Below are 19,456 nucleotides of genomic sequence, written 5' to 3'. Positions count from 1 at the left end.
CATAAGACTCTATAACTTTGAACCCGAGGCCCGAAGTGTTAGCCTTGACCCACGTTCGTCGCTCCTGGATCGCCGCAGGGGCGACTTTTTCGTATCGGGAGGATCCATGGCTGCCCTGCTCTCCCCTGAAACGCCCGCCTTCGCCGTGCCGGAGGCCAACCTTGTCCCAGTGAGCGGCCATCTGAAAGACCTGATGGCCATCCCGGCCTCCCGCATGTTCCTCATCAACAAGTCGCTGAAGGTCTTCAAGGAGAAGCAGCCGGGCGTGCCCGTCTTCGACGCCAGCCAGGGCGACGGCGGAGCCTCGCTGCCCGGCGTGCCCGCGGAGCTGCTGGACCGTGCCTTCCAGATGCAGAAGGAACACGGCACCGCCTACGACATGCCCTACGGCACCGACGCCTATCGGAAGATCGTGGCCGAGCAGTACTGGAAGCTGGCCCCCGACACGGGCTGGGGCCCGGCCAACATCATCGGCACCCAGGGCGGCCGCGACGGCCTCCAGAAGGCCTACCAGGCCATGCTGGCCCTGGGCCACGGCCGCCAGGGCGACGTGGTGGTGGTGAGCCGGGTGCCCTGGATCAGCTACAACTGGGGCCCCTACGGCATCGGCGCCAACGTGATGTGGGCGCCCGGCCGGGCCGAGGAGGGCTGGGCCTATTCCGAAGAGGGCATCCGCGCCTGCGTGGCCGAGGCCGCGCGCCACGGCCGCAAGATCGCGGGCCTCGTCATCACCTGCCCCGACAACCCCACGGGCCAGACCATCCCCCTCGAGCGCCAGATCGTCCTGGCCCGCACGGCGCTGGAAGCGGGCGTGGCCTTCGTGCTCTTCGACTGGATGTACCACGCCGTGGGCGACGGCGAGCCCTACGACGTGAACGTGCTGCTGCGCGCCTTCGAGCCGGAGCTGCGCAAGCGCCTGATGGTGCTGGACGGCCTCACCAAGAGCCTGGGCGCCTCCAACATCCGCAACTGCCACCTGCTGGCCGACGCGGAGGTGGTCAAGACCATCGTGGCCCAGGCCTCCCACACGGTGATGCCCTCCTTCTTCAGCCTGGCCGTGGCCATGGCCGCCTACGAGAAGGGCTTCCAGAAGGCCGCCGCGCCCATCATCGAGCCCACCCGCGCCAGCCGCGCCTGGCTGCGCGACTTCCTCAAGAGGGAAGGCCTCACCCACATCATCGGCCAGGGCTACTACGCCTTCATCAAGGTGTCGGACGTCTTCCAGGCCAAGGGCTGGACCGACTCCGAGCCCATGGGCCAGTACCTGGCCGAGGAGCACGGCGTGGCCGTGGTGCCCGGCGCCTTCTTCAGCCCCTACGGCGCCGAGTGGATCCGCTTCTCCTACGCCACCCCCCCCGAGCGCACCCAGGGCGCCGCCGAGCGGCTGCTGGCAGCGCTGAAGTCACTGCAGGGCTGAACAGATCCACTTGCACTTCGATTGATTGATCCGGAGCACCCGTGTTCGACCTGAACGCCTTCGTCGAGAAGTTCAAGCTGGCGCGCCAGACGGCCCAGGAGACGCGGCCCGGCGGCGGCCTCTGCGGGCTGGAGCTGGAGTGGAACCTGGTGGACCCGCAGTTCCGCCCCCTGCTCACCGTGGGCACGGGGCCGGACCGCATGTCCTTCGTGGACCACCTGCGGACGAAGGTGCTGGCGCCCTGGACCGGGGAGTACCACCAGCTCGAGGTCTTCCACTGGATGATCGAGTGGGTCACCCGGCCCTACCACACGCCCCGGGGCGCGGTGTACGAAGGGCGCCTGCTGGAGGCCGCCCTCATCAACGCCCTCTACAAGGCGGGCCGCGCCTTCGGGGAGCCCCTGCACTACTGGCACGGGAACCTGCTCGTGCTGCCGGAGATCGGGCCCGACTGCGTGCCCGAGTCCTGGCACCTGGCCAAACGGCGGTACCTGCAGCGCTGCGTCGAGATGTACGGCACCGAGCTGGCCACCGCGGGCACGCACTGCAACCTCAGCCTGCCCGAGCCCATGCTGGCCTGGGACTTCATGCACCTGCCCGCCTCCCAGCGGGGCGATCACCACCTCGACGACTACAAGAACCAGGTCTACATCACGGGCACGCGGCTCATGCGGGCCTTCGCCGGGCTCTTCATCGCCACCAGCGCCAGCACCCCCCTCCAGGCCTCGGAGGAAGGCGGCAAGCCCGTGGTCCGACTCACGCCGTTTGAATCCGTGCGGAACCTCACCTTCCCGAACCCGCCGGCCCTGGACGTGCCGGACCTGAACCGCACCCACGCCGACTACCTGCGCCTGTCCTACGACCTGGTGCGGCGCGGCGTCCGGTTCGGCAACAACAACTGGATCCCCGTGCGCGCCCGCTCCCAGGCCGAGCCCGTCGAGCGCCTCATCCAGGTGACCAGCGACCAGCTCCATGACATCTACGCCCGCGGCCTCTTCGCCGCCGGCGAGACGCGCAACGTCGAGGACATGGCCGCCCAGATCGAGCGCCAGAACCTCTTCGCCCGCATCGACCTGCCCATGGCCCGCGTGGAGGTCCGCACGGACGATCCCGGCCACGAGCTGGCCCTGGACGTGGCCAACCTCACCCTCAAGCACCTGCTCCTCCTCCGCTTCTACGCCGATCCCGACTTCGCCCGCGGCTTCCGCTACGACGCCGAGGACATCACCCGGGCCCGGCGGAACGAAGAGCTCGCCGCCAAGGAAGGCCTCAACGCCGTCATCGAGGACCCCCTCACCGCCAAGCCCGTGGCCATGCGGGTCTTTCTGGCCTGGACGCTCAACCAGCTGCGGCCCCTGGCCGAGGCCCTGGGCTTCTGGGAGGACCTCCAGCCGCTCCGCGAGATGGCGGAGGGCGCGCCCAGCACCGCCGAAAAGATGCGCCAGAAGCTGAAGGCCAAGCTCGGCACCTCGGACATCGTGCCGCCGGCCCTGCTCGTGGAGCTGGCCGAGGCCCGGAAGGCCCAGGTCCGCGACGAGGTCGAGGCCATCACCGCCCGCCTGGCGGACCTCGGACCAGAACAGGACAAGCTCAAGGACTTCGTGGAGCACGCGCGGGACGAGGTGCATCTGGATCCCCGGGCCCCCGTGCGCTTCCGCCCCCGGCCCGAGGCCGTGGTGGAGGGGACCTTCGCGAGCAAGACTGCGGAAGTGCTGGCCGTATCCCAGCGCCTCATCCGCATCCCCAGCGTCACCGCCTGCCCCGAAGAGCGCATGCCCGAGATCCACCGGGCGGCCACGTTCATCTACGACTACCTGCGCAACCACGGCGTGCCCGTGCGCTACTTCAACCAGGCCACCTTCCCGGCCGTGCTGGCCCACTTCCCGGGCGGCGAGCAGGCCCCGGCCATGCTGTGCGGCCACTTCGACGTGGTGGAGCCCGAGCCCGACGACAGCCAGTTCGAGCCGAAGATCGAAGGCGACTACCTCTGGGGCCGCGGCGCCGCCGACATGAAGACCGTGCTCTCCACCTACCTGGTGTGGATGAAGGACACCTTCAAGAAGGGCGCGCCCTACCCGCCCGTGAGCCTGCTCATGCTCGGCAACGAGGAGAACGGCGAGCTGGAGCCCATGGGCACGCCCCACGTGCTGAGGCAGCTCAAGGAGGAGTGGGGCTACGAGCCCTCCTTCTTCGTGGCCGGCGAGCGCACGGGGGAGAAGGGCACGGAGCTCTGGGGCGAGGTCTGCACCCAGAACCGCGGCGTCCTGCGCTTCGAGCTGGTGGCCCGAGGCACCCGCGGCCACAGCGGACTGGCGGGGGGCAGCGACCTCACGGAACGCCTCCTGGGCGCCCGCGAGGCCCTGCGCGAAATGTTCGCCAAGCGCCTCACCCTGAAGGCCGCGGACGGCTGGCAGTCCCTCGCCCGCTTCGCCTACATCCAGGTGGGCACGCCGGGCGTCTACAACATCACGCCGGACCGCGGCGCCCTGGGCGTGGAGATCCGCCCCATCCCCCAGGACGACATCTCCGGCCTGCGCGCCGACATCGAGGCCCTGGCCGCGGCGCGGGAGCTGGAGCTGGTGCCCTCCGCCTGGGAGCCCGGCGTGGCCTGCGACCCGGAGAACCCCTACCTCAAGGCCCTGCTGGCCGGCATCGAGGCCGCCGGCGGTGAGGTCCGCATCGGCCGCAAGGGCGCCGGCACCTCCGCCCGCTTCGCCCCCAAGGGCCAGGGCGTGGTCTGGGGCCAGACCGGCATCGGCCCCCACGCAGCCGGCGAGCGCCACTTCATCCCCAGCATCGACCCCTACTACCGCGCCCTGGACGCCTTCGCGGCCAAACTGAAGGGCTGACCGCAAGCTGACCACGGCCTGACCACAAGTAGGCTCGGTGGTCGTGCCCAAGATCACTGTCAAAACAGCTTCTTTCTTCCACCATCGAGGTTGGCCTACGGAACGGGATCGTCCTGGTCCGCCGGAAGCCCGGGAGATCGCCTCGATTCGCCGCACCTTGGGCCGGACAGCCTCCGCCCGCCTGAACACCCTGCACCAGCGCCTGGATGCCGCCCGCCTGGCGACCCTCCGCGCCCGGGACGGCCTCGTCCACGTCTGCGGCTGGTGCCGGAAGGTCCGGATCGACGAAGGCGAGTGGGTCCCGGCGGAGCCTGCGCTCCTGGAGCGCGCCGGTCCCACCCTCACCCACGGCGTCTGCCCCGACTGCGCCAAGGCCATCGTGCGGCAGCGCTCCGCCGTCGCGTAGCGCCGGCCGGCACCACAAGCTGAAACGCGGGAACAGGATTGGAAGGATTAACAGGACCTGGTGAGCGGCCTAACTCAGCCGGAAGAACAAGGAACCGCGAATGACGCGAAAGGGCGCGAAACGCGGCAGAGATCGGCCGCCTGGGCCTTTGGCCCCCAGTCGCGCCAAGCGAGACTGGCCGCACGCGGGGCGGGAATGCCGGCTCCTAAAGGCCGCCAAGCCCGCCCCGCGTGTGGAGTCGAAAGCAGGATCGTTCGCCGTTCGCGCGCCCGCAGGGCGATTCGCGTCTTTCACGGTTCGATCATCCCAGGCGGAGGCAAGCCGATGGCCGGATATCCTTCCATCCTGTTAATCCTGTCCCCGCTCTTTCCTCAGAAGTCCAGGTTCTCCGTGATCCGGGTGCCGTTCTTGCTGAAGGTCTGAAGGAAAGTGGCGATGCGCTTCTCGGCCTCGGGCAGGCTTTCGACGCCGAGGTTCAGGTTGAGCAGGTCCACATACCAGGGGGCCTTCACGGGGCTGTTGACGTAGGCCTGCACGATGGCCCGGGCCACGGGAAGCGTGGTGTCCTTGGAGTCGTCGTGGACATCGCGGTTGCTGGCCTTGCGCAGCTTGGCGTATTCCTCGTCGACCAGGCGGGCGAAGAGGGCCGGCGTCAGCGCGTCGCCGACCGCCGTACCCGTGGCGGCGTCCGCCTCCGTGAACGTCGCGCCCTTGTGCAGCCACTCCCAGAGGATGGAGAGGCGGATCTCGCCCGTGGCCATGTCCTCCATGAGGTAGAGCACGTCGTCGTTGCCGAAGAAGTCCGCGGGCTTGAGGGCCGCGGCCTGGAAGCCCCGCAGGAAGGCGTTGCCGTACTGCAGTGCCACCGAAAGCAGGTCGCGCGCTCCGGCGATGGTGCGGGGGGCCTTCTCCAGCATCATCAGGCCGGCGGCGTCCTCAGGGCCGTAGGTCAGGGCCGGGAAGGCGCGGCCCATCTGGTTGGCCTGGCCCACCTTCTCCCACACGGGGCGCACGATGTGGACCATCTTCCAGTGGGCCACCCACTTGCCCGAGGCGCCCTCGCGCTGCTCGCGCTCGGCGCCGGCCACGGCCCGCTTCATGCTGGCGGCCACGCCCGCTTCGGATCCCACCGGGATGTTGGGCTCCATGCCGCCCTGCCAGAGAGCGAAGCGGCCGTTCCGGTCCGGCGTGTTCATGGCCCGGCGCACGCGGTCCTCGTAGGTCCGCATGTAGCCGTAGGTCATGGTGATCGCGCTGATGTCGGGGTTCACGAAGGCCTTGTCCCAGGCCAGGGCGTCCGAGACGCTGTTGATGTAGTCCCACCTGCCCGTGTTGAAGCCCACGAAGTGGGGCGCCAACGCGGCGCGGATCTCCATGAGCTGGTAGCACTGCTCCAGCTGCTCCACCAGCACATAGGCCTTGATGGTGCCCACGTCGAGGCCCAGGTGCTCCTCCAGGGCCACCAGCATGGCGTTGAAGAGGGCCGCATCCTCGGCGGTCTGGGTCTTGGGCAGGTAGAGCACGAGGCTGCGGCCTGCGGCGCGGAGGCGCCCGTGGTTGTTCACCACGTAGAGCACCATGTCGGCGATGGAGGCGGAGAAGCCGTGCCCGTCGCGGCGGATGTGGCGATCCTCCAGGTGCAGGCCCCGCACTCGGTAGATGACGGTGGTGAAGTCCAGCTGCTTCCGCCAGTCCTCGATGATCGGGTGGCCGAAGAAGCCCTTCGCCCACTGATTCATCTCGCGGCTGACCTCCTCGGCCACCTCCAGGAAGAGAGGGTCGCGGGCGATGGCCAGCTTGAGGTTGCGGTGGTTGTCGAGGGACATGGTGTCCACCTGGCCCAGGGCGTCCTCGCCATCGAACATCCAGCCATCGGCGCCGGAGAGCAGGGCGTAGGCGACATTGCGGATGCCGGAGCGGACATCCGAGCGCGGCTTGGTGGCCGGGCCCGTGCCCTGGATCCACTGGCGCTGGAGGTCCGGCGGGATCACGGCGCCGTCGAAGTTGCCGGCCCGGGCGTCGGCCACGGTGAAGGGCTTGCCCGGGATTAGGGCCGCGGGATCGAGGAAGCCGATGCGCTCGCCGGCCTCGGCCCGCTGCTTGCGACGGGCGAGCCGGGCAGCCATGCGCTCGCGACGGCGGTCGTCCAGGGGGGCCAGCGCCTCCAGGGCGCGGATCACCTCCGGCGTGTAGACATCCGGATAGCTGGACAGGACGGCATCACGGAATTCGAGGGTCATGGTGGGTCTCCCTTCGGAACATCAGCAGGACAGGTGCATCCATTCTTGCGGATCGGTGGGTGCTTCCACCCCTCGAGCGCGTGTCAAACAGGTGTGCGTGTCAATCGCATGTCAATCACACGGCCGGCGGCTGTCAATCGCATTTCATCGGTGCATGCCCATGCCCACCTTCACCAGGCGGCAGGCCCGGGCGGCGGCAGCCTCCACCAGGGCGGCGCCCTGCCCCATGCAGTCCTCCAGGCTCATGGGCTGGGGCACGGTGGTGGCCAGGGCGTCGATGCCGTGGACCAGCACATCGTCGGCGCCGTCGCCCAGGCCGCCGGCGATGCAGACCACGGGCACGCCATGGCGCTTGGCCACGGCCGCCACGCCCACGGGGGCCTTGCCCATGGCGGTCTGGAAGTCCGTGCGTCCCTCGCCGGTGATGACCAGATCCGCCCGCTGGGCCAGGGCCTCGAAGCCCGTGGTCTCCAGCACGATGGAGACGCCGGGCCGCAGGCTGGCGGGCGTGAAGAAGAGCAGGCCCGCGCCCAGGCCGCCGGCGGCGCCGGCCCCGGGCAGCAGGGCGATGTCGCGGCCCGTGGCGGCCTTGGCCACATCCGCGAAGACGCCGAGGGCCGCGTCCAGTTCCTGCACCATCTCCGGCGTGGCGCCCTTCTGGGGGCCGTAGACGGCGGAGGCGCCCCGGGGCCCGCAGAGGGGATTGTCCACATCGCAGGCCACCATGACGCTGGCCTCAGCCAGCCGCGGGTCCAGGCCCGAAAGATCGATGCGGGCCAGCCGGGCCAGGGCGGCCCCGCCCTCGGGCAGGTCGCGGCCCTCCGCATCCAGGAAGCGCACGCCCAGGGCCCGGGCCATGCCCGTGCCGCCGTCGTTGGTGGCGCTGCCGCCGATGCCGATGACGATGGCGCGCAGGCCCGCGTCGAGGGCGGCCTTCATCAGCTCGCCCGTGCCGAAGGTGCTGGTGACACGGGGATCCCGGAGTTCCTTCGGCACCAGGGGCAGGCCCGAGGCCGAGGCCATCTCGATGAAGGCGGTGCCGCCATCGCCGGAGATGCCCCAGTGGGCCCGCACGGGTTCGCCCAGGGGACCGCGCACCTCCGTGTGCATGAGGCGACCGCCCGTGGCGGCCACCAGGGCCTCCACCGTGCCTTCGCCACCGTCGGCGATGGGCACCTTGACCACCTCCGCGGCGGGAAACACGGCATGGATGCCCCGCTCCATGGCCTCCGCCACACCGAGGGCCGACACGCTGCCCTTGAAGGAATCCGGAGCCACGATGATGCGCATGGAACCCACCTCGATTTCAGCCAGAGATAAAACTACCGCCAAGACGCTCTTGCGTCTTGGCGGCTGACGATCAGCAGATCAGGGTACGAGCCCCGGGAACAGGAACGCGAAGCCAAAGACCATGAGGCCCAGCAGGATCACGTAGGGGATCGTGTACTTGATGGTCTGGCGCATGATGAGGCCTTCCTTGCCGGCCAGGCCCACGGCGGTGGCGGCGATGACGATGCTCTGGGGCGAGATCATCTTGCCCGCGGAGGCGCCCGCGCTGCCGGCCGAGGCCATGAGGATGTCGGACAGGCCCATGCCGTTGGCGGTGAGGCGCTGCAGGTTGCCGAAGAGGGCGTTGGCCGAGGTGTTGCTGCCCGTGAGGAACACGCCCAGGGTGCCGAAGAGCGGGCTCAGGAAGGGATAGACGTGCCTGCTCACCAGGGCCACGATGCCGTTGGCCATGGTGGCCACCATGGAGATCTGCTTGGTGGCCAGGTCGCCGACTACGGCCAGCTTGGTCTTGGGGTCGATGATGGGCAGGGCCATGTTCATCACTTCGGCGATGGCGAGGATGCTGGCCACCGCGATGAAGGAGGGGATCATCTGCTTGAAGGTCTTGCCGAACTGCTCGCCCATCACGCCGTAGCTGATGCCCATGAAGGGGAAGGCGATGAGGCCGGCGATGAGCATGATGGTGCCGGGGCTCTGCAGCCAGGTGAAGGCGTAGAGCTTGCCGGGGTTGTAGATCTGGGCCTTGAGGAGCACCCACTTCCAGCCCGGGGCGCTGCCATTGAAGAGCGGCTTGGTGCTGGGCAGGTTCACGGCGATGACGAGCACGGCCAGCAGCAGGTAGGGCAGCCAGGAGAGGAACAGCTCCTTCGGATGGAACTCGCGCCGCTCCCCGGTGGCCGGGGCCTCGCCCTCGAAGAGCCAGGGCTGCGCGTGCTTCTGGAAGTTCAGGTAGATGGCGGTGGCCACGAGGCAGACCAGGCCCGCCAGCACGGAGGTGAGGTCCGCGCCGATGAAGTTGGACACCAGGAACTCGGTGATGGCGAAGCTGAGGCCTGAGACCAGGATCGTGCCCAGGGCGCCTTTGAGGCCCTTGGACTTGGACATGGCGTACACGGTGGCGAAGGCCATGATCAGCGCCAGGGGCGCCATGAACCGGCCCGTCATCTGGGAGAGCTTCATCACGTCGAGGCCCGTGGTCTTGGCCAGGGTCACCGTGGGGATGGCGAGCGACCCGAAGGGCACCGGGCCCGTGTTGGCCACGAGGCACACCAGGGCGGCCATCATGGGGTTGTAGCCCAGGCCGATGAGGATGCTGGCGGGAATGGCCACCGGGGCGCCGAAGCCGCAGATCCCCTCGAGGAAGGCGCCGAAGCCGAAGGCGATGAGCAGGGCCTGGGCGCGACGGTCCACGGTGAGGTTCGCCATGGCGCCCTGCATCTTGTCCATCCAGCCCGTGGCCTTCAGCACGTTGTAGACCACCAGCGCGCCGAAGGGGATGTACATGATCGGGAAGATGCCCGTGAGGCCGCCCTGGAAGGCCGCCAGCACCGTCGTCTTCACCGGGAAGTGGAACACGGTGACCGCCGCGAGCACCGTCACCAGCAGCGCGATGGGCGCCACCTTGGCGGCGGGTTTCATCAGCAGCGGGATGCCGATGAGCAGAACGATGAGGGGCAGCGTGGCTGCAAGGATGCTCAAAAACATTGTCGACCTCCGAATCGGTTGCCAAACAGTATCTGGGGTCGGTCTGACCACCAAGCCAAAAACGTTTTTGAGCCACAAGGGCCGGAATCGTTCAGATCCCGGCCCTTGTGGCTACATCTTTCAAAGTGGATTTTATCGGCACTAAATGAGGCGGTTAGACCACCAGACCTATTTCACTTTGACCGGATCGGCCGGGCGTTTCGGCAGGTGCATGGGGGTCTCCGCCATGCGCTTCAACACCTCCTGCACCCCCCGCTCCAGCTGCAGGTCCCGACCCGCCAACATGGAGGCGGGATCGTTCTCCACCTCGATGTCAGGCGTCACGCCCTGGCCCTCGATGATCCACTCGCCCGTGGGGGCGTTGGTGCCGGACTGGGGCACGAAGACGCTGCCGCCGTCGATGAGGGGCGAGTTGCCGCCGCCCACGACGCCGCCCCAGGTGCGCTTGCCGATGAGGGGACCCAGCCCTGCGAAGCGGAAGTGGTAGGGAAAGATGTCGCCGTCGCTGGCGCTGGTCTCGCTGACGAGGGCGACCATGGGGCCGTGGAACACGGTGGACGGGTACGTGGTGGGGTGCTCGCCCGCATAGCCGAAGCGCGTGCCGAGAAGCTTCTTGCCCAGGCGCTCCAGGATCATCTGGCTGATGTTGCCTCCGCCGTTGGCGCGGACATCCACGACGAGCCCCTCCTTGCGGATCTGAGGGTAGTACCACTTGATGAACTCGTACAGGCCGGACCCGCCCATGTCGGGGATGTGGAGGTAGCCCACCTTGCCGCCGCTGAGCTTGTCCACGGTCTCCTTCGAGCGCAGCACGAAGTCCAGGTAGCGCAGGCTGGCGTCGCTCTGGATGGGCTGGTAGGTGACCTGGCGGGCGCCCTCGAGGCTGGGCTTGGCGTTCAGCGTCAGCGTCACGGGGAAGGTCTTGTTCCGCAGCAGGCGGTAGGGGCTGTCGTCGGCCTTCAGCTCCGTGCCGTCGATGGCCAGGATGTAGTCGCCTTCGCGGGCGTCCACGCCGGGTTCCGTGAGGGGGCTGCGGTACTTGGGCTCCTCGTTGTGACCCCGGTAGATGTGAGCCAGCTTGTAGCGGCCGGCCTTCACATCCAGCTCGAAGCGGGCGCCGGGCAGGCCCACCTTGGCGCGCTCGGGCAGGAACTGGTCGCCGCCCTCGGTGTAGGTGTGGCCGATGTTCAGCTCGGAGATGAGCTCCGTGAGCACGTAGGTCAGGTCCGAGCGGTGGGTCACGTGCTGGAGCCAGGGCCGGTACTGCTCGCGCAGGGCCTTCCAGTCGTAGCCGTGCATGTTCTTCACGTAGAAGAAGTCGCGGAAGCGCCGCCAGGTCTCGTCGTAGACTTCGCGCCACTCCTCGGCGGGGATGCGGTCCACGGTGAGCTCCTTGGTGGAGACCGTCTTCTTCTCCGTGGCCTTGGGCTTGGCGTCGATGAGCTGGTACGAGGCCGCGGGCCCCTGCCCGGCCCGGGCCAGGACCTTGCCGCCGTCCTGGCTCAGCACCCAGCCCTGCACGCCCGCCAGCAGCTCGCTCTCCTGGCGCTTCTTGAGGTCGAAGATCCACAGGGCGCCGCCGCCGGGCCGGCGGCCATTGGCCTCGCCGTACACGAAGGGCTCGGCCTTGCTGTAGAGCAGGAAGCCCTTGATCGCCTCCAGGCCGCCCAGGTTGTCCGCGGGCACCGGCACGCGCACGCCGCGCTGCTCGAAGCCGTCGAAGTCGATGCGCACGGCAACGGGGGCCTTCGCGGCCTCAGGCTTCTTCCCGCCCTCCTCCTTCTTCTCGGGCCCGGTCTTTTCCGGTTCGGCCTTCTCCGGCGCCGCCCCCACCTCGTCGCTCTCCGGCGGGAAGGGATGGGGCACCGCCTTCGTCAGGGCGTAGGCCACGATGTCCGTGTTGCGGTTGCCGGCAAAGTCGAACTCCAGGTTGCTGATCTGGGGCGCGTAGTCGCGGCGGCTGAGGGTGTAGAGGTACTTGCCTTCGGGGTCCCAGGCGGGATCGGCCACCGTGAACAGCTCGCCGGTGAGGCGATGGAGCTGCTGATCCGCCAGGCCCCAGACATGGAGGCTGCGCGTGCCGTTCAGGTTGGCCAGGGAGAAGGCCAGGAACTGGCCGTCCGGCGACCAGGCCAGGTCGCCCACCCGGGCGAAGATGTCCTTGGCGGCCTGGGCGAGCTTGCGGTCCTGGACGCCCAGCACGTAGACCACGCCGTCCTTGTGCGTGAAGGCCAGGTGCTTGCCATCCGGCGCCCAGGTGAGCCCGTTGAGCTGGCCCACCAGGCCGCTGGTGAGTGCCTCGGGCTTCCCCTTCCCGTCCTGGGGCACGAGGTAGACCTGGTCCTCGCCGGTCATGTCCGAGATGAAGGCGATGGTCTTGCCGTCCGGCGACCAGCGGGCCAGGCGGTCATGGGCGCCGGAGCTGTTCGTGAGGTTGCGCACGGGGCCCTTCTCGATGGGCACGGTGAACACATCGCCCCGGGCCACGAAGAGGGCCCGCTCGCCCTTGGGGGACAGCGCGAAGCCTTCGATGTTGCGCTCCACGGCGATGCGCGAGGGCCGCGAGGCGCCGCCGTCCGTGGGCACCGTGATGGAGAGCCCCTGGTCGCGGCCCTCTTTCACGTTGAACACGCGCAGCTCGCCGTTCAGCTCGTAGACGATGCGGGACTGGCGGTCGCTGGAGGGCCAGCGCACGTCCCAGGTCTTCTGGAAGGTGAGCTGCTTCACCGCGTCCGTGGCGGGGTCCACCGAGAACAGGTTGAGGGTGCCGTCCCGGTCCGAGGCGAAGTACACCTGGTCGCCGATCCACATGGGGTCCCGCTCGGTGCGCGAGCTGGCGGCGATCTTCTTCTGCTGCTTCGTGGCGAAGTCGAAGACGTAGAGGTCCTGGGCCCAGCCGCCCTGGTAGCGCTTCCAGTGGCGGAAGTCGCGGAACATGGGCGCGTAGGCCAGGCGCGTGCCGTCCGGTGAGTAGGCGCCCGGCCCGGCCGTGGGCATGGGCAGCCGGGTGGGCAGGCCGCCCTTGAGGCTCACGGTGTAGAGGGCCGTGCGGCTCAGCACGCCATCGGCGTCGCTGCCGGCGCGGAACAGCACGCTGGAGCCGTCCGGCGTCCAGCCCACCACCTGGTGATCGTAGCCGCCCCGGGGCGGAAGCGGCCCGGCGGCGGGATCGAAGGTGAGCTGGCGCGGAATGCCGCCTCCGCTGGGCATCACATAGACCTGCTCATCGCCGTCGTACTGGCCCGTGAAGGCGATCCACTTCCCATCCGGACTGAACTTCGCGAACAGCTCCAGGCCCGGGTGCGCCGTCAAGCGCGTGGCCGTGCCGCCCGTGGCCGGCGCGCTCCAGAGGTCGCCGCCGTGGGTGAACACCACCTTGTCCCCGTGGATGTCCGGGAAGCGCAGCAGCTTCGTCTGGGCCTGCGCCACGCCGCAGAACGCGAGCGTCAGGGCCAGCCGGGAAAGAAGGAAGGGTCGCCCGGGCATCGGTGCACCTCTGAGGTTGGAGATGCAGGCATTGTATGACGAGGTAAGGCCGAGCCAACGGAAACTTCCGAGCGGCGGCCCTTGGACCGGCACAGCGGGCCTAAGTTGGTTCTCCCCATGAGCCGATCAAATGGCAGATTCGTACAGATACCGCTGGAAGCCGGTGAAGGCTTCCCTGATCTCCTCGACGCTGCCCAGGTCGGCCACGGCATCGGAAATGGCGTTGTGGTACTTCAGCTTGAGCAGGGGCGACAGCTTCTCCTGATCGAGTTCGTCCACGCCCTGCTTCACGTACTGGGCCAGGACGAATTCCAGAAAGGCTCGCTGCCTGTCTGAATAGTTGTCATGGATGAGGACCTTGGCCCGGTCGGCGCGGGCCTCGCGGGTCCGGGGGTGCAGGGCGAAGGCGACATAGGCCAGCACATCGAACAGGTCGCAGTTCTCGGCCTCGATGATCCGCTGCATCTCGGCCATGGTGTCCCGACCGTAGCCCTTGTCGGAAAGCCCTGCCAGCAAGGCCTTCCGGGTGTCCGGCTTGCTCCAGATGGCCCGCAATTCCGCCTCATTTTTGAAGAACTCCGGCAGGGCCCCGAACAGGTTCTCCAGAAACTGGGCCGCCGACATGGGCCGCCCGTCTGCGCTCCAGAAGGTGGTGGACAGCATGTGCTGGATGGCCCGCTCCTTCCCGTCCGCCAGCTTGATGCGGGTCTTCTGCGGGCGCTCTGGCGCTTCTCCTTCAGGTTTGGGGTCCGGGGCCGCTGCCGCTCGCCGAGTGGCGGGCTCCTCCGCCGCTTCCGGCGGTTCCGGCTCCCCATCCCATTCAGGATCACTGAAGTGGTGATGGGCCTGCACGAAATCGTAGATGGTGAAGTAGTCCTTGCCCTCGAAGAGCCGCGTGCCGCGCCCGATGATCTGCTTGAACTCAATCATCGAATTCACGGGGCGCATGAGGACGATGTTACGGACATTCCGCGCATCCACGCCGGTCGAGAGCTTCTGGGAAGTGGTCAGGATGGTGGGGATGGTCTTTTCGTTGTCCTGGAAGTCCCGCAGGTACTGCTCGCCCAGGGCCCCATCGTTGGCCGTGACGCGGACGCAATAGAGAGGGTTGGTGCTGCGGCTCACCTGGTTGATGAGGTCGCGCACGGCCAGCGCGTGGGGCTGGCTGGCGCAGAAGGTCAGGGTCTTTTCATCCTGGTGGATCAGGTCCATGAAGAGCCGCACCCGGTAGTCTTCCCGCTCCTTGATCTCGATGATCCGGTTGAAGTCCGACTCGGTGTAGCGCTTCCCTTCTTCGGCCACCCCTTCCAGCAGAATGTCGTCCGGGGTGTAGACGTATTCATCCAGCGTGGTGGCGATCTGCTTGACCTTGAAGGGCGTCAGGAAGCCATCGTTGATGCCCTCTTTCAGGGAATACACGAACACCGGATCGCCGAAATAGGCGTAGGTGTCCACGTTGTCCGTGCGCTTGGGCGTGGCCGTGAGGCCCAGTTTCACCGCAGGTTCGAAGTAGTCGAGGATGCTCCGCCAGGTGCTCTCATCCTTGGCCCCGCCCCGGTGGCATTCGTCGATCACGATGAAATCGAAAAAGTCGGGCGGATACTCGCCGAAATAGGGCGTGTCGCCGGGGCCGCTCATGAAGGTCTGGAAGATGGTGAAGAAGATGCTGCCGTTCTTCGGGACCTTGCCCTTCTTGCGGATCTCATCGGTGGCGATGCGGATCAGCGCGTCCTCCGGGAAGGCGGAAAAGGCGTTGTAGGCCTGGTTCGCCAGGATGTTCCGGTCGGCCAGGAAAAGGATGCGGGGCCGCCGTGTGGGTTCGCCACTGAGGCTCCACCGGCTGTGGAACAGCTTCCAAGCGATCTGGAAGGCGATGAAGGTCTTGCCGGTGCCGGTGGCCAGGGTGAGCAGGATGCGATTCTGCCCCATGGCCATGGCCTCCAGCACCCGCTGGACGGCGATGTCCTGGTAGTAGCGGCCCGGATGAGAGCCGCCCTTGTCCTCGAAGGGCACGGCGGCGAAGCGGTCCCGCCAGGCATTCGCTTCGGCATAGGTCCGGTTCCAGAGTTCATCGGGGCTGGGGAACGCTGAAACATCGCCTTCCTGGCCCAGGGCCATGTCCATGCCGTAGATGGCCTGGCCGTTGGTGGCATAGGTGAACCGGACGGCCAGCTTGGCGGCGTAGCTCTTGGCCTGGCCCACGCCCTCGGTGTAGGGCTTGTCCCAGGCCTTGGCTTCCACCACGGCCAGCTTGGTGTTGCGGTAGACCAGCACATAATCCGCGATCTCAGCCTTGGCTCGCTGGCCGCCACCCTGAAGCCGCCCCTGGGTGATGCCGCATTCCCGCAGGATGCGGCTGCCCTCGACCACACCCCACCCCGCCGCCTTCAGGGCAGGGTCGATGTGTTCGGCGCGGGTTTCAGCTTCGTTCATGGCTTCTTCCGGCGGAGAGTCTTCGCGGGTGGAAGGGCGTTTTCGGCTGTGACCACCTTCTGGCCCGTGCGGCTCTCCAGTTCCAGCCGCGCCTTGCGGGCGATGCCGCCGCCGATCTTGGCGGCCACCTCGTTCGGCTTCATCCCCCGCGCGTCCGCCTGCTCGGCGATCTGCCGGGTGGAGAGTTCCGCCAGGGCCGTGAAGATGAGTTCGGCCTCGCTCATGTGATCGCGCAGGTTCTGCGTCTTCAGGCCCTTCAGATCCTTGTGGGCCTTGATGCTGACTTCGGCCCATTCCTGGTGGATCAGGTTGGTCAGGATGGCGAATTCCTGCCCTTCCTTGATGTCGTGGGTGGCCCAGTAATCCGTCAGCTTGGCGCGGGTTTCCTGGCCCATCATCCGTTGCTGGATCCACTTCTCACTTCGCCCATGCTGCTGCCATAGCTCACGGGCGCGTTCCAGCGAAAGGGCCGGATCCGCCAGCTCCTGCATGCGCTCGTAGCCCACCTTGGCCAGCCAGAGCTTGAAGGGCTCCGCCTTGGGGCTGGGAATGGATTGGATCAGACGCAGCAGGGTCTCCGCCGTGGCCACATCCGTCAGTCGCAGCTTCCCGTCCGCCGCGAGCAGTTTCAACCGGTGACATGTTGTCACCGATTCACTGCCTTCAGCATTTAGACGCGTCTTGAGCTTGTTCCAGTACTTCCGGGCCGTCTGAAAATCCGGTTGCTGGGTGAGTACCTGCACGATGTCCACCACCGAGAACCACCAGGTCTCCGAGGCCTCGTCATAGACCCGCCGGATGGCCTGGTCCTCGAATTGGGCTGGGACCTGCTGCACGGGCATCTCCCTTACAGGTCGCCGTTGAAGGCACGGTGAAGGAGGGACTGGTTCAGTTCATCAAGCGCGGTGAGCTTTTGCTGGTAGATCGATTCTAGGTTCTGAACTTCTTTGGAAAGGGCATCGAGTTGGTTCGTGATAAATGATTGGATAGTGAGGTCAGGAAATGGGAATAGGTGGTTTTCGAAGGTGCCGAGGTTGATGTTGTCTTGAGCGCTACCTTTACCCTTAGCCTTCAGGTCCGATTTGACGCTTTGAAGTAAGTATTCAAGGAATTTGGTACTGGTCTGCCGTTCGTCAACAACTACACCGATAACACTATCGGGAAAGCAAGAGTCAAAGTTCAGAATGCCTGTTTCTGCAATATTCGCAGCAATCGTGATACAGAGCGTTCCCTTTGGCCACAGTTTGCTTTGGGATAATCCAAGTTCACTGTATGTCTGGGTGTATTCCGTAATCAGATGGTCAGCATTTCGGATGTCACCAGTTTGGATAAATGGGTATGGACCTCCATACAACCCAGGTTCATTCCGAGGGCGATGCCGAGATCTGCCGCGTCCAAAATCCATGGCAATCTGCTTCAGGGTCTTACCCACCCAGCCTTCTCCAGGATTTGAAAATATGGAGAGCAATTGGTTCTCAAACACCTCACGGGCGTTCTGAAGGTTTTTCTCGGCGTTGGCCTTGGCGGTGGCGATGCCATCGAAAGCTTCATCGAGGATGGTGACGATGCGCTTCTGCTCTTGTAGGGGGGGAAGGACAATCTCTATGCTGTTGAATTTTGATTTGTTGACTATCGATACCGTTGTTCCTGATGACAGGGATTTCAGTTGGTCTCGGAATGCATCGGAGAGGGCCTGATAGAACATGAAGTAGGGGTATACCTGAGCCTCGTTTGTAATGATGGCGTTGATTTGCTGGTTAAAGGCAACAGGAATGGTATTGAATCCGACCTTCCCTAGATTCCCGATGCAGGAGACCAGGATTGAGTTTGGAGGTGCGATACGCGCAACCTCGGCGCCAGATCTCGAAAGACCGTCTTCAGCAGAATCAATTGGACAGTCGCGTAACTCTGGTGGCTTAACAAGTGGAATGTCATGCCCGTAATAATGGGCACTTCCCTTTGGCGGAGTGTTCCCAGTTACAGTCGTGAAAGCATCGCCCAAGGCTACTTTTCGCCACCCAGTCTTCACAACAACTCCCGGATGGTCGCCAGCACTTCGGCGCTCTCCGCATCCAAGGCCGCGATCTCGTCCAAAATCACTTCGGGACTTCGTAGAACCACTTCCTCCCCACCGTTGGGATTCTTCACGGACAAGTCAAAGGTGGCCTGGTCGATTGCCTTCATGTCCACGGACCAGGACTTGGGCGAGTCGACGTGGGTCTTCTGCAAGGCCAGGAACTCGGTTAGATCCTCATCATTCAGGGGATTGGTCTTCCCCAAGTTCCGGCCTGGCTGGAGCTGGTAGTACCAGACCTTCTGGGTGGGCGCGCCCTTCTCGAAGAACAGCACCACGGTCTTCACGCCCGCACCCTGGAAGGTGCCGCCGGGGCAGTCCAGCACGGTGTGGAGGTTGCACTCCTCCAGCAGCTTCTTCCGCAGGGACACGGAGGCCTGATCCGTGTTGCTGAGGAAGGTGTTCTTGATGACGATGCCCGCCCGGCCCCCGGCCTTCAGGCTCTTGATGAAGTGCTGGAGGAACAGGTAGGCCGTCTCGCCAGTGCGGATGGGGAAGTTCTGCTGAACCTCGACCCGTTCCTTGCCACCGAAGGGCGGATTGGCCATCACGATGTCGTAGCGGTCCTTCTCCTGGATGTCCGACAGGTTCTCGGCCAGGGTGTTCGTATGGACGAGGTTGGGGGCCTCGATGCCGTGCAGGATCATGTTCATGATCCCGATGACATAGGCCAGGCTCTTCTTCTCTTTGCCGTAGAAGGTGCGCTTCTGGAGGGTGGTCAGATCCGCCGTGGTCAGGCCGTGCTTCTTCTTCAGGAACTCGAAGGATTCGCACAGGAATCCTGCTGATCCGACTGCCGGATCGTAGATGCGCTCGCCGATTCTGGGCTGGACCACATGGATGATGGCCCGGATGAGGGGCCGGGGCGTGTAGTACTCGCCGCCGTTGCGACCGGCGTTGCCCATGTTCTTGATCTTGGCTTCGTACAAGTGGGAGAGTTCGTGCTTCTCCTTCTGCGAGTGGAACCGCAGCTCGTCCACCAGGTCGATGACCTCGCGCAGGTTGTAGCCGCTCTGGATGCGGTTCTTGAGCTCCCCGAAGATCTCTCCGATCTTGTACTCCGTGGTATCCGGCCCACTGGCCTTCTGCTTGAAGCCGTGCAGGTAGGGGAAGAGTTTCTGGTTCACGAAGTCGCGGAGATCGTCACCCGTCAACGCGGCATTGTGGTCCAGCTTCCCGTCCTTGCCCTTCGGCGCCGCCCAGGTCCCCCAGCGGTAAGGCTGGTCGAGGATGAAGGCATAGGTCTTCCCCTTCAGGGCCTCCTCGGTGGTCCTATCCTGCTCCAGGGCATCCAGGTATTTCAGGAACAGCAGCCAGGAGGACTGCTCGGTGTAGTCCAATTCACTGGTGCATCCCGCGTCCTTGCGCAGGATGTCGTCGATGTTCTTGAAAGTCTGCTCGAACATGGATCGGTTCACTCCAGGGGCGGAAGCGAGATGTAGCAATGCGCTGTGCGCATCCGGCGGTAAGAAGAAGCTACCAGGGGCGGATTGGATTAGGCGCTTGGTCAGGGTATCGATTGTGGCTGATCCCCTTGGTCACATCGTGTCCATTGAG

At 66.0% G+C, this 19,456-nt stretch carries 11 protein-coding genes; 3 read left to right on the top strand and 8 right to left on the bottom strand.

Features of this window, described 5'->3' with window-relative positions:
* The first annotated feature begins 106 nt into the window (after positions 1-106).
* From ML539_RS02320 to ML539_RS02310, 3 genes are all read left to right on the top strand, one after another.
* Positions 107-1,417, top strand: coding sequence for a pyridoxal phosphate-dependent aminotransferase (locus tag ML539_RS02320; RefSeq protein ID WP_243320288.1), 1,311 nt, complete (start codon positions 107-109; stop codon positions 1,415-1,417).
* Between the two features lie 41 nt (positions 1,418-1,458).
* A complete protein-coding gene (locus ML539_RS02315) occupies positions 1,459-4,266 on the top strand; it encodes a M20/M25/M40 family metallo-hydrolase (RefSeq protein ID WP_243320286.1) in 2,808 nt (935 codons plus the stop codon).
* A 157-nt stretch (positions 4,267-4,423) separates the two neighbouring features.
* Entirely contained in the window at positions 4,424-4,672 is a 249-nt protein-coding gene (locus ML539_RS02310; RefSeq protein WP_243320284.1) for a hypothetical protein, read from the top strand.
* A 371-nt stretch (positions 4,673-5,043) separates the two neighbouring features.
* On the opposite strand, the gene ML539_RS02305 is transcribed toward ML539_RS02310, so the two are convergent.
* The 8 genes from ML539_RS02305 to ML539_RS02270 form a co-directional block, all read right to left on the bottom strand.
* Positions 5,044-6,912, bottom strand: a complete 1,869-nt coding sequence (locus ML539_RS02305; protein ID WP_243320282.1) for a hypothetical protein — start codon at positions 6,910-6,912, stop codon at positions 5,044-5,046.
* 144 nt (positions 6,913-7,056) lie between these two features.
* Positions 7,057-8,202 (bottom strand): glycerate kinase, encoded by a 1,146-nt coding sequence (locus ML539_RS02300; RefSeq protein WP_243320280.1) that lies wholly within the window; start codon positions 8,200-8,202, stop codon positions 7,057-7,059.
* A gap of 78 nt (positions 8,203-8,280) precedes the next feature.
* Entirely contained in the window at positions 8,281-9,900 is a 1,620-nt protein-coding gene (locus tag ML539_RS02295) for an L-lactate permease (protein ID WP_243320278.1), read from the bottom strand.
* Between the two features lie 174 nt (positions 9,901-10,074).
* The gene (locus tag ML539_RS02290) at positions 10,075-13,392 is read right to left on the bottom strand and encodes a S41 family peptidase (RefSeq protein WP_243320276.1); all 3,318 of its coding nucleotides are present in this window, start codon (positions 13,390-13,392) and stop codon (positions 10,075-10,077) included.
* Between the two features lie 126 nt (positions 13,393-13,518).
* Positions 13,519-15,825: a type I restriction endonuclease subunit R gene (locus ML539_RS02285; protein ID WP_243320274.1), complete on the bottom strand. Its 2,307-nt coding sequence runs from the start codon at positions 15,823-15,825 to the stop codon at positions 13,519-13,521.
* Positions 15,822-16,661: a Bro-N domain-containing protein gene (locus ML539_RS02280; RefSeq protein ID WP_243320272.1), complete on the bottom strand. Its 840-nt coding sequence runs from the start codon at positions 16,659-16,661 to the stop codon at positions 15,822-15,824. The genes ML539_RS02285 and ML539_RS02280 overlap by 4 nt, the downstream gene beginning before the upstream one ends.
* Positions 16,662-16,672: 11 nt before the next feature.
* Positions 16,673-17,854 carry a restriction endonuclease subunit S gene (locus ML539_RS15630; protein WP_243320270.1) on the bottom strand — a complete coding sequence of 394 codons (1,182 nt, stop codon included), beginning with the start codon at positions 17,852-17,854 and terminating at the stop codon, positions 16,673-16,675.
* Positions 17,851-19,305, bottom strand: a complete 1,455-nt coding sequence (locus ML539_RS02270; RefSeq protein WP_243320268.1) for an N-6 DNA methylase — start codon at positions 19,303-19,305, stop codon at positions 17,851-17,853. Before ML539_RS02270 ends, ML539_RS15630 begins: the two co-directional genes overlap by 4 nt.
* Positions 19,306-19,456 lie beyond the last annotated feature (151 nt).

Origin of the sequence: Geothrix sp. SG200, from assembly GCF_022808935.1 — a bacterium.
In the GTDB taxonomy this organism is placed as follows: domain Bacteria; phylum Acidobacteriota; class Holophagae; order Holophagales; family Holophagaceae; genus Geothrix; species Geothrix alkalitolerans.
The sequence above is the reverse complement of the archived record's forward strand: the minus strand, read 5'-3'. Positions and strand labels throughout refer to the sequence as shown.